The 15,207-nt window shown below is 38.3% G+C and carries 11 protein-coding genes; all 11 read left to right on the top strand.

The window, feature by feature from the left end; genetic code table 11:
* The first annotated feature begins 8 nt into the window (after positions 1–8).
* Positions 9–1,829, top strand: coding sequence for an AAA family ATPase (locus J3U63_RS06105; protein WP_267370955.1), 1,821 nt, complete (start codon positions 9–11; stop codon positions 1,827–1,829).
* Complete coding sequence (locus J3U63_RS06100) at positions 1,830–2,477, top strand: 4Fe-4S single cluster domain-containing protein (RefSeq protein ID WP_267370952.1); 648 nt, start codon at positions 1,830–1,832, stop codon at positions 2,475–2,477.
* 10 nt (positions 2,478–2,487) lie between these two features.
* Positions 2,488–8,745 carry a protein kinase domain-containing protein gene (locus J3U63_RS06095; RefSeq protein ID WP_267370950.1) on the top strand — a complete coding sequence of 2,086 codons (6,258 nt, stop codon included), beginning with the start codon at positions 2,488–2,490 and terminating at the stop codon, positions 8,743–8,745.
* Positions 8,742–10,091 carry a hypothetical protein gene (locus J3U63_RS06090; RefSeq protein ID WP_267370947.1) on the top strand — a complete coding sequence of 450 codons (1,350 nt, stop codon included), beginning with the start codon at positions 8,742–8,744 and terminating at the stop codon, positions 10,089–10,091. Before J3U63_RS06095 ends, J3U63_RS06090 begins: the two co-directional genes overlap by 4 nt.
* 287 nt (positions 10,092–10,378) lie before the next feature.
* Positions 10,379–10,558, top strand: coding sequence for a conjugal transfer nickase/helicase domain-containing protein (locus tag J3U63_RS06085; RefSeq protein ID WP_267370944.1), 180 nt, complete (start codon positions 10,379–10,381; stop codon positions 10,556–10,558).
* Positions 10,559–10,941: 383 nt separating this feature from the next.
* A complete protein-coding gene (locus J3U63_RS06080; protein WP_267370942.1) occupies positions 10,942–11,121 on the top strand; it encodes a hypothetical protein in 180 nt (59 codons plus the stop codon).
* A gap of 274 nt (positions 11,122–11,395) precedes the next feature.
* Entirely contained in the window at positions 11,396–11,524 is a 129-nt protein-coding gene (locus J3U63_RS06075; RefSeq protein ID WP_267370940.1) for a hypothetical protein, read from the top strand.
* 46 nt (positions 11,525–11,570) lie between these two features.
* Positions 11,571–12,803 (top strand): type VI immunity family protein, encoded by a 1,233-nt coding sequence (locus J3U63_RS06070; RefSeq protein ID WP_267370937.1) that lies wholly within the window; start codon positions 11,571–11,573, stop codon positions 12,801–12,803.
* Between the two features lie 154 nt (positions 12,804–12,957).
* A complete protein-coding gene (locus J3U63_RS06065) occupies positions 12,958–14,214 on the top strand; it encodes a type VI immunity family protein (protein ID WP_267370934.1) in 1,257 nt (418 codons plus the stop codon).
* Positions 14,215–14,243: 29 nt separating this feature from the next.
* Positions 14,244–14,798: a hypothetical protein gene (locus J3U63_RS06060; protein ID WP_267370931.1), complete on the top strand. Its 555-nt coding sequence runs from the start codon at positions 14,244–14,246 to the stop codon at positions 14,796–14,798.
* Between the two features lie 4 nt (positions 14,799–14,802).
* A complete protein-coding gene (locus J3U63_RS06055) occupies positions 14,803–15,204 on the top strand; it encodes a hypothetical protein (protein ID WP_267370930.1) in 402 nt (133 codons plus the stop codon).
* Positions 15,205–15,207 lie beyond the last annotated feature (3 nt).

The following is a 15,207-nucleotide window of genomic DNA, read 5'->3' as shown; positions in this document are numbered from 1 at the left end:
TTTTCGGCATGACTTATCAGTTTAATAAGCCACGTTGGATGCGTGATTTAGTTAGGTTTTTACATTTAAAGAGCCAGTTTGTATTGTCAGGAAATATTAGGGATTTACAAGCGTGTGAAGTGGAGCCAGGGGTTATTACACCACAAACATTTGAGTTGGCGTTATATCGTGCTCTCCGCGATGTAGGGTATAGTCAAGTACTGATTTGGGATCCTTTATCGGGGTTTTATGGTTTACAAACGCCTGATTTACCAGCTATCGATATTGATAAATTATTACAACAAATAGGACTAACGCCAGAAAAAGGGCGGGCTGCTGCTGGCATTGATTTATTGGGAAATGTCTTAGAGAATTTTGTTAATCTTAACGGCGAACCTGTTGCATTAATTATTGATTTTGCCTCTCAGCTGACCATTCGTGCTGATAACTTAAGTGCAGCAGAGCATCAGCTGTTTACGCGAGCATTAGTACTCTCTCATCGAGCGAGTACAAGACCAGCTGGCACTAGTCGTACGCCGTTTTTTAATACTGTACTTTGGTTGGTCGAAAAAGAGGGGGATTTACCTGACTGGTTATTAGTGAATAATCCACGAATTCGTCATATTCCAGTTTCTAAACCAGACAGTGCCGCTCGTCGAGCATTAGCCTCTAGATTAATAAAAGGTATTTCAGGTTCGCAACAAACTACGCCTGAATTGCTGGCACAAGCGGAAACAACTTTTGTTAACAGTACAGAGGGGATGTTATTGCTGGATATGAATGCCATTACAACATTAGCAAAAGTAGAGAAACTGAGCATTGATGATATCAATGATGCCGTAAGGCGCTATAAAGTAGGTGTCACGGAAGATCCGTGGCAAAAAATTGATCGTGAAAAAATAGTACAAGCAGATAACTTTGTGTATCAACGAGTTAAAGGACAAAATCATGCAGTTGTCCATATGCTCGATATTATAAAGCGAGCGATTACGGGTATTGGCGCTAATCGAAGAGGTAATAGACCTCGTGGTGTAGTTTTTTTAGCAGGTCCAACAGGTGTAGGTAAAACTGAGCTAGCCAAAACAATTACCAGTTTACTCTTTAATGATGAAAGCGCATACATTCGCTTTGATATGTCTGAGTTTAGTTCAGAGTTTTCAGATCAGCGTTTAATTGGTTCACCTCCCGGCTATGTGGGGTATGATGTAGGAGGGGAGCTAACCAATGCAATACGTGAAAAACCGTTTAGTGTCGTATTATTTGATGAGATTGAAAAAGCTCATCCTCGGGTTATGGATAAATTTTTACAAATTTTAGATGATGGTGTTCTAACTTCTGGTCGAGGTGAGCGTGTTTATTTTTCAGAGGCACTCATCATTTTTACATCCAATCTTGGAATTTATAAACTGACCGAAACAGGTGAGCGCATTCCTAACGTTACTGCTAATGTTCAATTTGATGATGTTCAAGCCAGAGTAAAAAATGAAATTGAGCGGCATTTTAAATTTGTTTTAAATCGTCCCGAAATCTTAAATAGGATAGGCGAAAATATTATTGTCTTTGACTTTATTCGTCCTAGTGTGGCGGAGCAAATATTCCAACAAATGATTGATGGTGTGATTGAAGATTTACAATCACAAGGGTTAATTTTATCATTTACCCCAGAAGCATTAGACAGTTTGCGAAACATTGCTTTAGCTGATTTATCAAACGGAGGTCGAGGAATACGTAATCACATTGAGGCTTATTTATTAAATCCATTGGCTCGTGAGTTGTTTAAGTTAAACCCTCAAACAGGTCAAACATTAGTCGTAACTGAGTTGCAAGTAGGACAATTAATTTTGGAGTAAATGGTGTTAACAGTTGGTATCTCGCGTATTCATTTTCCAGTAACAACATTAGGACCAGGTAGGCGACTTGGTATTTGGTTTCAAGGCTGTAGTTTACGTTGTGAAGGTTGTATTTCAGTTGATACATGGGCAACAGCTAAAACGTTAATTCCAATTGAACAACTGATGATGACGCTTTCCTCTTACCTACCTTTGATTGATGGGATTACTATCTCTGGCGGGGAACCTTTCGATCAATTTGAGGCGTTGTTGGCTATTGTGGTTCAGTTACGCAAAAAAACAAAGGTCGATATTTTAGTTTACACAGGGTATAGCGTTGAAGATATTACCGATCAGTTACAGCAAATTAAACCTTATATTGATGTGTTAATCAGTGACCCCTTTCAACGGCAGAGTTCACAAACTTTAAGGTTAAGAGGGAGTGATAATCAACGTTTACATTGTTTTACCTCACAAGCAATCGAAAAATATGCCTATTATCAGCAAGCAGTTACAACTAAGGATAAAGTATTAGATGTCATGTTTGATGCAGAAGGTGTTGTCTGGTTTGCCGGCATCCCTAGGCGTGATGATTTCGTAAAATTACAAACTCTTTTAAAGCAACAAGGGCACCAGATAAAAGTGACCGCTGATAAAATAAAGTATTAAGGATTTAAAAATGGCAATGATGCGGTTTTGTCCTAATTGTCAAACAGAGCGATCTCTTCATGAGATTTTCTGTGAAGGGACTATTAATGATGAACTCTGTGGTTGGGATTTGTCATCGGTAACTATTAGTGAGACAGGATGGCGCCCTCAGAGCGTTGTAACTGTCAATGATGTATTGCCAGAAATCACTGTGGCACACTGTGTGAATGGTCATATCATGGATACAGGTGATTTAATTTGCATGGAGTGTGGTGCTGATTTAGCTGAGATAGATAATTCAGAAAATCTAGAACGAATACCTTCTAACCAAGAAGAAGCCATAACAGAGTCTGATATTACCACCATTGATGATTGGCAGTTATTGCAACTTATTAGTCAAACCGATGGCGTGCGTGAACGTTATTTGGTCAAAAGATTACATGATGAAAAACGTGCAGTTCTAACGCTCTATCATACCGGTGCTGAGCCAAATATTGATGTATATGAAGTCTTGCGTAACCTTCCTCGTGAGCATGTGCCAGAAATTATTACTAAAGGTCGTTGGAACGACCAAGCTTATGTTGTGGCAGAAGAATTAACCGGTGGAGTATTGGCTGATCTGGGGATGGTCATTAATGATATGGATACTATTCGCCATGTCATGACAGAGCTAGGTCAAGCACTAAATGCTTTTACCGCAGCAGGTTTACGTCATTGTGATTTAAGACCTAATAACTTATTAGTGCGTACAAAAGAACCTCTGGATTTAGTGATTACGGGGTTTGGTTCAGCAAGGCTATCAGAGTTTGATCTAGAAGTCATATCGCCTTTGGCAACTACTTTTTATACTGCGCCAGAAGTTGTAGCAGGTGGTGTAAGTGTCGCTTCTGATTGGTGGAGCTTGGGCGTTATTCTACTAGAGCAATTGACACAAGGTAAATGCTTTGAGGGCGTAAATACACAAGCGTTTATCATTCAAGTACTGGCCAGTGGTGTAGATATTCCAACCACATTAGACCCTCGGTTACAGTTGCTATTAAGAGGGCTATTGGCTAAAGACCATCATTGTCGCTGGCAATGGTCTGAAGTTCAAGCGTGGATTAATGGCGAGGATGTAGCTGCTTCAGAAATTGTGCAAGCGACTGTGCAAGAAGTTGATCTCGATAGGAGTATTTCCTTAGGTGGAAAAAGTTACCATAGAGTTAAATTATTTGCATTAAATGCAGCTAACCCTGTTAATTGGCAAGAGGCGACAGAGCTTTTGTCTCGAGGTAATTTGGTGACATGGTTAGAGCAAGCAGATTTTGACGCCACGAGTCTAGCCACTATCAGAGAGGTTATGCGTAAGCCGGATTTAACATCGGATATGCAATTGATGGTGGTATTAAAGATTTTAAATCCTGACATCCCACTCATTATAGCCGGTAATATTGTAACGCCAAATTGGTTATTGCAACATCCTAGTGATGGATACCAGCTTATTTCAGGAGTTATTCCAAGTATACTAAAAGCGTCTGAGGTGTGGTTATGGCATTTACATGAGCGAGCTAATACAGTTCGTCAGCGAGCTTTGAACTTACAAATAAAACTTGATGAGGAAGTTTTAAGAATCCATTTGTTATCTGCTTCTCGAGCCCAATTAGCAGCCATATGGTCGGAAAAAAGTGCCCTGTTTCCGGATGCAAATAATGCAGGGCTACTGTCATTATTAGAGCGACGCAGCATTAGCGAAGAGGATTTTATTGTTTTACTCAGTGCTGAGCTTGGACAGTTTAAATCATTAGATACAGTACTTAAAGAGTCACTCAAATTAGGAAAAAAATTCAACATTGATATGGTTGATGATGAGGCGTTAAGAAGGTTAATCGCGCAACCGCGTTTGACGCTTTATCAACAGTTAAATGAACGAATAGAGGGATTTGCCAGCACGGGCTTGGAGGAAGTCGACCAGTGGGCAGAACAATACCGTCTTGAAAAACGCATGCCATTACCGAGGTTGTTGGTTTTATTAAGTATTGAACCTGAAAAATGGGTTAAGCCCCATAAACGGCAGTATACTTCTCAGATTATTGATTTTTTCCATAAAAAAGTCACTACGTCTATATTACAAGGCCCTTTGGTAAGAATGCGACTAGGAATGCATACAGCGCGTGTCGATATTAATTTATTAGGTACAGAAAGAACGTCTGCCAATAAATTGTTAGATCATATTGTACAGCGCAATAGCCGACCGCAAACTATTGATATGGAAGCATTTCAAGCCAACGACTTTATCGAGTATCAGTTGCGTAATTTATACCGCCAATCCAATCTCTATAGAAGAGATACAGGAATAAATGGATTGTATATGGGATTCCCTTTTTTGCTTTATCAAGAGCCTAATAGCTATCGATTACCTCGTATTGCTCCGCTATTACTTTGGCCCATCACACTCAATTATAACATGGGCGTTCCCAACCGTATTACTTTAGCATTTGATATTGAACGTGAAGAAATCAGAGTTAATCCTGCATTAGAAGGTATATTAGGAAAAGCGTTGTATGAAAACTGGAAAAGCGTTATAGATGAATTATTAGCGAGATCTGCGCTGACGACACTCGAAGTTATGGATACATTGACTCATTTGGGGTGTGTATTGTCTCGGCAAGTGCAAAATCTACCTGTTAATTTTGACACTGAACGTGGTCAAGTCTGCTTTGCATGTTCGGCTGTCTTATTTGATGTAAACTTTTTAGGTCAATCCATCGGTGAAGAACTTAACCGTTTAAAGAAATTATCCCCTGTTAATACTGCGTTAGAAACAGCACTGCGTTTAAAGCCTTATCAAGCAGTTGCTGAGATTCCTGAAAAGCCAGCAGAGTTAGATCGCTATTTTTCAGTGTCCAGTGACCCTTCGCAAGAAAATGCCGTTTTGCAAGCACGACAAGACTCAGGACTCTTAATTGAAGGTCCTCCTGGAACAGGGAAAAGCCAAACCATTGTAAATATGGTGGGCGACGCGATTGGCCGAAATAAAACTGTGTTGATTGTTTGCCAGAAAAAAGCAGCCTTAGAGGTAGTATATAAACGCTTAGCTGCTGAGGGGCTAGATTCTCGCAGTATTATGGTCAATGATGTTAATGCAAATAGAAATTCGGTGATTAGTAGTATACGAGAACAACTGGGATTATTATTTAAATTTCCTGAAAGAACGGATTGGATCGAAAAGCGTAAGCGAGTTGCAGCCAAAATTACAGATTTAGAAAATCGCTTAGATAGTCATCACGAGGCACTACATCAACAAGATCCTCAAACGGGGTTAAGTTATAGAGAATTGATTGCTGATTTAATTGGTGCTAATAAAAACTATCAGTTATTTGCAGCGCCTCAAATAAGATCAGTATTAAGTGATTGCGATCCACAACAGTTAATCGCATTAGAAAATGAGTGTGCACCACTAGTGCGTTTTTGGTTGCCTGCCTGTTACGAAAATAGTCCTCTAATTCATTTAAAAGTATTTTCCCATGATTTAGCTACACTAGAAGATTTTAAAAAATTCTTTAGCCATTTTTTAAGTGTTGAACAGCTAAGAATGAGTCAGTTGACTAATCATACGCGCTTTGAAGTAGACAACCCAAAACCCTACCAGCAATGGATTGAAGCAGAGGGGAATTATTTTCTGGCGATCTCAGAAAGTATTCGCGCACGTTTAGTAAAATGGTTGCCTTTCTTTAAGCTGGGTGCTGATGCTTCCGCTGTGTTAGAAGGCGATTTACTAATTAACCAACTGACTCTATTGAAAGAGCGCTTAGCACTGTTAAATGAAAGCAGTTGGTGTGATTTATCCCTTAAACTTTGTTTGTTAGAGTTAAATGAGTTAAATGATTTATCAAACAAAGCTCGACGGATGTTAATGCCTAGGTCATGGTATAGTTTCTTAAATATTAAACGTTATAGATCAAAACAGGCATTATTAGCATTTTTAGCATTACAAGGTGAGTTGCCGAATTTGGAGGTCATTCCTAAGCTTTATAATGCATTGTTGCTTGAGCAAGAATATCGCCCCATTCGTCAAGAGATACAAACTATATGCGCTAGACTACAATTGCCAGTACCTGATAATCGTACAAACCTGAATATAAAAAATGTCGTCAATGAAACATTAACAAGTTTGCAAGAGGTAAAAGAATGGGCTAAAAGAATTATGTCGGCACCTCACTGTGAAGAAGTTGAAAAGTCAGTCTTACAAAGTAAAGTGGCATTCGAACACTTATTAAATGATTATCATACCGCTTTTGAAAGATATGCTTCACGTAAAGCTTCTTTAGAGGCATTATTGCCGTTAGTGAGTTATTTTGAAGATACACTCTATGGAAACTGCAAAACAGCCATCGAAAAAAATGAAATTTCTCCGATGTTGCTGATAGAAATTAACCGTGTACTTGATACTCTTGAAGCTTACCAATATTTTAGAAAACGTGTTCCACAATTATCAGCCAAAGCTATTAAGTTGTTTGAACGTTTAAGGCTTTATCAGGAAGACTTAACTCATTTACCCATGACAGCGCTTGATAAAAGTTTTAGACAGCTATTAAATTATGAGGCTAAACAGACATGGAAAGCACGTATTGAGCAAGATAATCCTGTACTGCTAACCAATGAGGATGAAATTCAACAACAAATTCAGGCTTTAGCCAAAGCTGATGAAGAGATCCGTGAATTAAATAAAACCTTATTTACGCACAATATTCCTTTCGGTAAGTTAGCGAGCGCTAGAGAATGGGAAGATATCACCCGATTAACGGGGCAGCGTGCGAGAAGATTGCGCGAGTTTGTAGAACAAGGTGTGCAGTTAGGGCTTATGAGCTTAAGACCCATTTGGTTAATGAATCCTGATATTGTTAGCCGGCTATTACCTTTAAAAGCAGGCTTGTTCGATGTGGTCATTTTTGATGAGGCTTCACAAATGCCTGTCGAATATGCAATACCATCACTTTATCGCGGTAAAGTGGCTGTCGTTAGTGGGGATGAAAAGCAAATGCCACCTAGCTCTTTCTTTAGTGCTCAAGTAGAGCTTGAGGAAGATTTAGATCTTAATTTAAGCGCTAAATTAACCGATGAAGAACAACAAGAGGTATTACAAGGCAAATGGGACTCAAAAGAAATTACGGATTGTCCTGATTTACTACAGCTTGCTCGATCAGTATTACCAACAACAGGCCTGCAAATTCACTATCGTTCGGAATATCGAGAGTTAATTGATTATTCGAATGCTGCTTTCTATATGAATCAACTAAATATACCCGTTCGGCATCCGTTAGATACGATTAAACAAGCACAGCCTTTAGAGTATATATGGGCTAATGGAGTATATGAACAACAAACAAATTTAAAAGAAGCCAAAAAAGTTGTTCAAGTGGTGGACAATATTTGGCAGCAGTCATCGGGCAAACGTCCTTCTATAGGCGTGGTTACATTTAATAAAAAACAAGCAGACTTAATTGAAAAGTTCTTTTATGAAAAAGCAGCTGAAGATGAAACGTTTGCCGACATCTTCAAAGAAGAAAATCAACGCATGGACAACGGCGAAGATATGTCCATTTTTATTAAAAATGTTGAAAATGTACAAGGCGATGAACGGGACATTATTGTGTTCTCGACAACTTTCGGATGCAATGAGAAAGGAGTCTTTAGACGTAATTTCGGCGTATTAGGCCAACAAGGTGGAGAAAGGCGACTTAATGTGGCCATTACACGAGCTCGAAAAAAAGTAATTTTAGTCTCCTCGATGCCGATAGACGCTATTTCTGATATGTTATCTGGCAAACAGATCCCAACTACACCTAGAGATTATTTACAGTGCTATTTAGCCTATGCTAAAGCATTGTCAGAAGGTAAATTTGATTACAGTAAAGATCTACTTAATCGGGTTACGGGGAATAGCCAGTTGGTTATTGATAGAGCAGAGACTAAGCAACAAGATGCTTTTCTTGATGATGTAGAAGCCTTTATCCAGTCTTTGGGGGTAGGGTATATGCGTCAATCAGGTAATGGGGTATTCGCGTTAGATTTTGCGATTGAAGACCCAGCAACGAAACTATACAGTATTGGGATTGAATGTGATGCACCAATTCACTCATTGTTAAATCATGCCAGATCACGTGAAATCTGGCGACAATCGGTTTTAAAACGTGCAATTCCTAATATCATACGTATTTCATCACATAATTGGTATGAAAATAAAGAACAAGAAAAGAAACGTTTAAAAACGTTGGTTGAAACTGTATTAACACCCGAGGTAAGTCAATGAGTGGCCCAAAAGTTGTAAGAATTGTTACGCTAGAAGAAATGACGGCTACCAGCAAAGGCTATTTGGCCCGTCTGGATCAATCGATAAAACAATGGCAAAAATCAATGGATAAGCTGAGTGAAACAGATGAAAAGTTTTATGAAACAATCGTTGCAAAACGGAAAACCTTTGATCATATGTTAGAAGAGCAACGTTTCTCAGATATACAAAAACTTGTGCCGATTGAAATAACCAGTCTAAATGACGATATTGCACAACGTCGACAATTAAAGGTCGCAGCAAAAAGCCAGCAAGCTATTGAAGAAAAGCAAGCAAAAGAAAATATCAAAGCTCTGGTTAATTTATTAAATAATAAACAAGTAGTACTCTCCGATCAATTCAATAACGAATTACAACAAGCGATTAAAGGTAAATATCAGGGGAATGTTAATCAGCTTTTAACGAAAGTCTTTAATTTACTCACGCCTAAAAACACCAAAGAACTTTCACAAGAGCAACAAGCTTTGCTCAACCGTATGGTAGTAGATGACACCACGCAAACCTTTGCAAGCTGGTTAGAACAACAAAATATTGCATTGCAAAAAGACCCTTATATACAAAAAATTGAACACTATCTTGCAGAGTTATCACTTGAACAAAAAGAAGTTTATGATGTATTTATTGAGCGCTTAAACAACATTGAGCAGGAGTTGCAACCTAGCCGTAAGAAACTACTGCTTGATAGTATTGTATTAGACTTAGCTCAAGCGGTTAATGAGGCCAAGGAACGTGGTGTTTTACAAGCACAATTGGAATTATTAATCGCTGAATTACAACAAAAAACAACGGAGCCTTTAGATTTTGATTTTAATAAACTTGACACGATGAGTGTTAAAGAATTGAAAATATTAATAGATAATTGCGAACATACGCTGGCAAAAATCAAAGAAAAAACAGAAGCGATGTACAGACAACAAGTTATTTTACAGGGATTGGCTAGCCTAGGATATGAAGTACGACACGGAATGGATACACAGTGGGCGAAAGATGGGCGATTAGTTTTGCGTAATCCTTCTACACCTGGTTACGGCATAGAGTTAGCCGCTAACGCTGAGGTGGCACGCATGCAGGTACGAGCAGTTAAATTGACTTCCGAAAACAATCAACAACGTGATAGTGATATTGAAACCCTTTGGTGCAGTGATTTTACCAAATTACAGCAATGGCTAGCCAAACAAGGTTCAGACTTAATTATTGAAAAAGCATTGCCGGTGGGTGCAGTTCCTTTAAAATCTGTTATATCAGAGGAAATTGATTCTTTACAAAAAACAACGGAGCAAAAAACTTTATCTTCTAAAAAAATATAAATTTAGATGTGAAAGTTAAAAGTTAAAATTTAAACTATCTCCTCTTGCTTTTTCTTGAGAGAGGCATTGAATTATTTGTGGTTAATATGATTGTTTCGAAATAGCTATTAATTACGTCATTTGTTATTAAGCGATAAGTAAACTGATAATGAATATTAATAATATTTATCCAATGTAAAATTTGTGAAGGGCATTACGTTATACCAAACGGAAAATATGGGGTATTTGCAAGTTGCTTTCATTCCCCAGTTTGTAAATCAACGTTACCTATCGTTGAATTTACCGATATGAAAAAACAAGTAATGAAGCAAATTGATGAAATCCCCCCCTCAGGAGAACATTTTGTACAATGGTTAAAAGAAGTTATCTTAATGCAAAAGTTCATTATCAACCAACATCAATCGCTAATTCATACGGTAGATGATACGTTTTTATTGTTATACCCAGTTTTTTTATGTGTTATGTGATGGAATTTCCACAGATGCAACAGATTGCTAAAGTTGAGAAAACTGCTGCCTAGCGATATATGAAGCCTTTGAAAACTCAAATACCACAAACGATTAGGATATGGTTATAGTATCTGGACGTGTGCGGTTGAAGGTCCGAAAAATACCAAAAGTGCATGGCTATTTATACAATGCTTATTACTGATATTGTTTACAAAAAATGTGATTTAAAGATTATTACCAATATTAACTACAGGCTAATATCACAATAATATAAAAATAATTGATATAAATTAAGAAATAACCTATCATTCTGAGAATGAATCCGCCTATCGTTATTATGTATAAAACAACTTAATAAGTGAACAATAATAAAAATTGATTGCAAATAATAAGGAATTCCTATGTTGATCTCACAGCGAGAAACAGGGTATCTTGGTGCTATCATTTCTCATTCTTTGAACAACCATTATACATTAAACCTTAGTGGCCTCTCATCACTTTCGATATTGTCTATCTTTGCTGAAAAATGGAAGCAGCGAACTTGGCGTCAAGTGCCGAATCAGTTACCACTGCGACAATAACTAGTTTGGAGGGGGTAAACTGATCGAGCTCCTTCCAATTATTAGAGCCACAACGGTTGTTGGAGTCGGGGCCGCGAGTGCTGAACGACTAGCCGCACAGGAAAAAAACTCTAATAGTTATGTTTTAGAAAAAAATAATCAGCTAACTTACTATCGTGATTTTTCTAAACAAGAACGCCTGAAATACCGAGATGATCGTTTAATAGAAATTGATTATCGTTATCAAAAAAATATTGGACAGATAAACCCCATAATGGATATTGAGGACGATTCAATGCAAGCAAGGCAAAATAGAGATAAATATCGCCTTGATGAGCGAGGGAGAAAAGTACATTATTATCCCGCTAGGCAGCAATTCTATTACTATTTTACGCCAGGTGATGAACCAACCTCTGATGACTAGCCAAGCATTGGTGAATGTGTTTTACTTAAAAATAACAGGATAAATGATGACAGAGAATTTACAACGATTATTAGATAAGTACTTTGAAAATGAGGTACAGTTTACTTATACACACTATTTAGATCCCGATAATGCCTTTTCGTTAAAAATGGGGTTAGTGGGTTGTTTTTATTTAAACCAAGCTTACCGACCAGAAAAACGGCAAGCCATCGGACAAGTATTAGCGCTGTATGATCAATATTGGGGTGAAAAGCTGCGTTATGGCTATTTCGATGGCGATCCAAACGAATTATATCAATATCACGGTAGCTCATTAGCACAAAAGTTAGAACAAATTAGTCAGTTTGATAACGATTCATTGAATTTTTACTGGAGTGATGTTGATGATTTAGAGTTTGTTCCAGAGTACTTTATTAAAGCGTATTCAAGGGTAGGTTGGCATGAAGAACTGCACAGAGGTGTAAGCTATGTGCAATTTTATCTGCCGATTGATGAGCTTGAGCATTTTGGTGTTGAACAATTAATTGAATTTATCCAACAAATCAGTGATATTTTACAACCGATGCATGGTTTTTTTGGCTTAGGTATTCAGCACAGCCATGAATACTATGATTACCAATATTTAGAATACGATATTGCCCATCAATTTTTGGGGTTAGATATTTCTAATGTTGAAAGTGATTTGCGTTTTCGAAAGGGTTTTAAGTGCATCAACTGGCTGACGGTACTCGGTGATGAGTTGCTTAATAACAAACTGGGTGGTCTTAGCCAATTAAAGCAGCGTAATCATGATGAAGGTATCACCTTTTATCCCTATTCGGGTGGGGTTGTGGTGCGGGCCGGTGAAGTGCCTGAACTAGGGGATGTGGCGAGCAATCCGTATCCACGGCATTATGTTAACGTCAATGCGCTGTTAAAAGCCGCACGAGCCCCTGAAATTGGTTCATTAGGCTTTGGCTCGATTAATGGCGAAATCCGTTTTAATAAACGTACCTCAAAAGAGTGGCAAAGTCGTTTTGATGATGTTAGGGCAACCGATATTCCTGTAGTAAATGAAGAAATATTAGATAGCATCAATCAAGTTGATTCGGTGGTACGTATAAGCCTCAAAACCGGAGAATTATGCCGTCATAGTGGGCTGTATTCAACCACCATTAATGGCAGAATTGAATATCGTGAGTTAGTCAGTGGCTATAAAGTAGAGCCTTTTATTGATAGTGAAACTCAGCAAAAGTATATCGATTTGACATGGCAATTACTACGGCGTGACAAGGAATGAAAGATAGGTAAAGGTTCAGGTAAGTTTGCAACAGGGAAAACCTCTTCGGCAGGAAGTATATCGACTTACTATTTTAAGCCAGGTGATGAACCAACCTCTGATGACTAGCCAAGCATTGGTGAATGTGTTTTACTTAAAAATAACAGGATAAATGATGATAGAAAATGTACAACGATTATTAGATAAGTACTTTGAAAATGAGGCACAGTTTACTTATACACACTATTTAGATCCCGATAATGCCTTTTCGTTAAAAACGGGGTTGGTGGGTTGTTTTTATTTAAACCAAGCTTACCGACCAGAAAAACGGCAAGCCATTAGACAAGTATTAGCGCTGTATGATCAATATTGGGGGGAAAAGCTGCGTTATGGCTATTTCGATGGCGATCCAAACGAATTATATCAATATCACGGTAGCTCATTAGCACAAAAGTTAGAACAAATTAGTCAGTTTGATGATGACACATTGAATTTTTATTGGAGTAATGTTGACAATTTAGATTTTACTCCTAGTTATATGATTGAAGTATTTTCTAAAGTGCAATGGTATGAAGAGGTACACAAACCATTAAGCTATGTCCAATTTTATCTGCCGATTGATGAGCTTGAGCATTTTGGTGTTGAAAAACTGGTGGAGTTGATTCAAAAAATCAGTGGTATTTTACAACCGATGCATGGTTTTTTTGGCTTAGGTATTCAGCACAGCCATGAATACTATGATTACCAATATTTAGAATACGATATTGCCCATCAATTTTTGGGGTTAGATATTTCTAATGATGAAACAGATGAGCATTTTCGAGAAGGTTTTAAGTGCATTAACTGGCTGACGGTACTCGGTGATGAGTTGCTTAATAACAAACTGGGTGGTCTTAGCCAATTAAAGCAGCGTAATCATGATGAAGGTATCACCTTTTATCCCTATTCGGGTGGGGTTGTGGTGCGGGCCGGTGAAGTGCCTGAACTGGGGGATGTGGCGAGCAATCCGTATCCACGGCATTATGTTAACGTCAATGTGCTGTTAAAGGCCGCACGAGCCCCTGAAATTGGTTCATTAGGCTTTGGCTCGATTAATGGCGAAATCCGTTTTAATAAACGAACCTCAAAAGAGTGGCAAAGTCGTTTTGATGATGTTAGGGCAACCGATATTCCTGTAGTAAATGAAGAAATATTAGATAGCATCAATCAAGTTGATTCGGCGGTGCGTATAAGCCTCAAAACCGGAGAATTATGCCGTCATAGTGGGCTGTATTCAACCACCATTAATGGCAGAATTGAATATCGTGAGTTAGTCAGTGGCTATAAAGTAGAGCCTTTTATTGATAGTGAAACTCAGCAAGAGTATATCGATTTGACATGGCAATTACTACGTCGTGACGATGGTGGTGACGTATTTATAAAAAATAACTAAAGGTTACCACATAAAACAAGGAGAAAGACGTGTGGTCTAAACCCGTAATACCACCCTTACCGAAGCTAACACCACTTAAACTATGGAATTGGCTTTCGCTGATTGTCTTGATTTATGCTGGTGTGTTATTCATGACAGTCTTCATGTTGCTGGAGTCGCTCCAGACACAAACGACGATGATAGGTTTTTTCCGTATTCGACTAGTGATTACATTAACTATCGCAAGGATGTGCTTTGGTATCAGGTTGATGGTGTATGGCTATGCTGAAGAAAAACAAAAATGCTGGGCACAACAAGAGAAAGCGTTTCACCAACACTGGCAAGACTGGTCGATGCAATCAATGGTGGTACTCAAATCATTTCTGATGACACCGAGTCAATTTAGTTTCGATGCACTCATCGATGAGCAAAATGATATTGATAACTTAAGCCATAAGGTCATGCTTTTTGAAAGCGTGGATAACACACTGCACTCGCCATTTTTTGAAGAAAACCTACTTAGCAGTTTTGCCCTGGTTAACTTACCGTGGATGGTGACTTTTGCCTATGTGAACGCAGAGCCAAAGGCATCCCGTTATCATTGAGAGATTGATTGATAAACAAGATAATACCCTGTATTTATTAATCACAGACCAAGCTAGCAATCAAGACAGTACTGCATTTATCAGTGCATTATTACTGAGTTATCAAGCATCAGAACCGATAACGTCTGAAAGTTATATACGACGTACTATGCAAACCACTCCTGAAAAACTTAATCTTACCATTACCCAAATGCAAGAAGTGCAATCCGCGTTTAGTGAGACGAAAGCCGTATGGCTCGGGTACATGAAGGAGAACTATTGTGCTAATCTCAGTCAATTGTTATCAGTGGCGTTAGGCACTAGCTTTTTTCCTGACGTTTATCGCGTAGCGAGTATTCTGGATAATCTATGGTTTACCGTAGTATCACCACCCATAGATGATAATGTAACGGAGCGAATTAGTTAAGAT

This window comes from Gilliamella sp. B2838, assembly GCF_026536185.1.
GTDB lineage: Bacteria > Pseudomonadota > Gammaproteobacteria > Enterobacterales > Orbaceae > Gilliamella.
The sequence above is the reverse complement of the archived record's forward strand: the minus strand, read 5'-3'. Positions and strand labels throughout refer to the sequence as shown.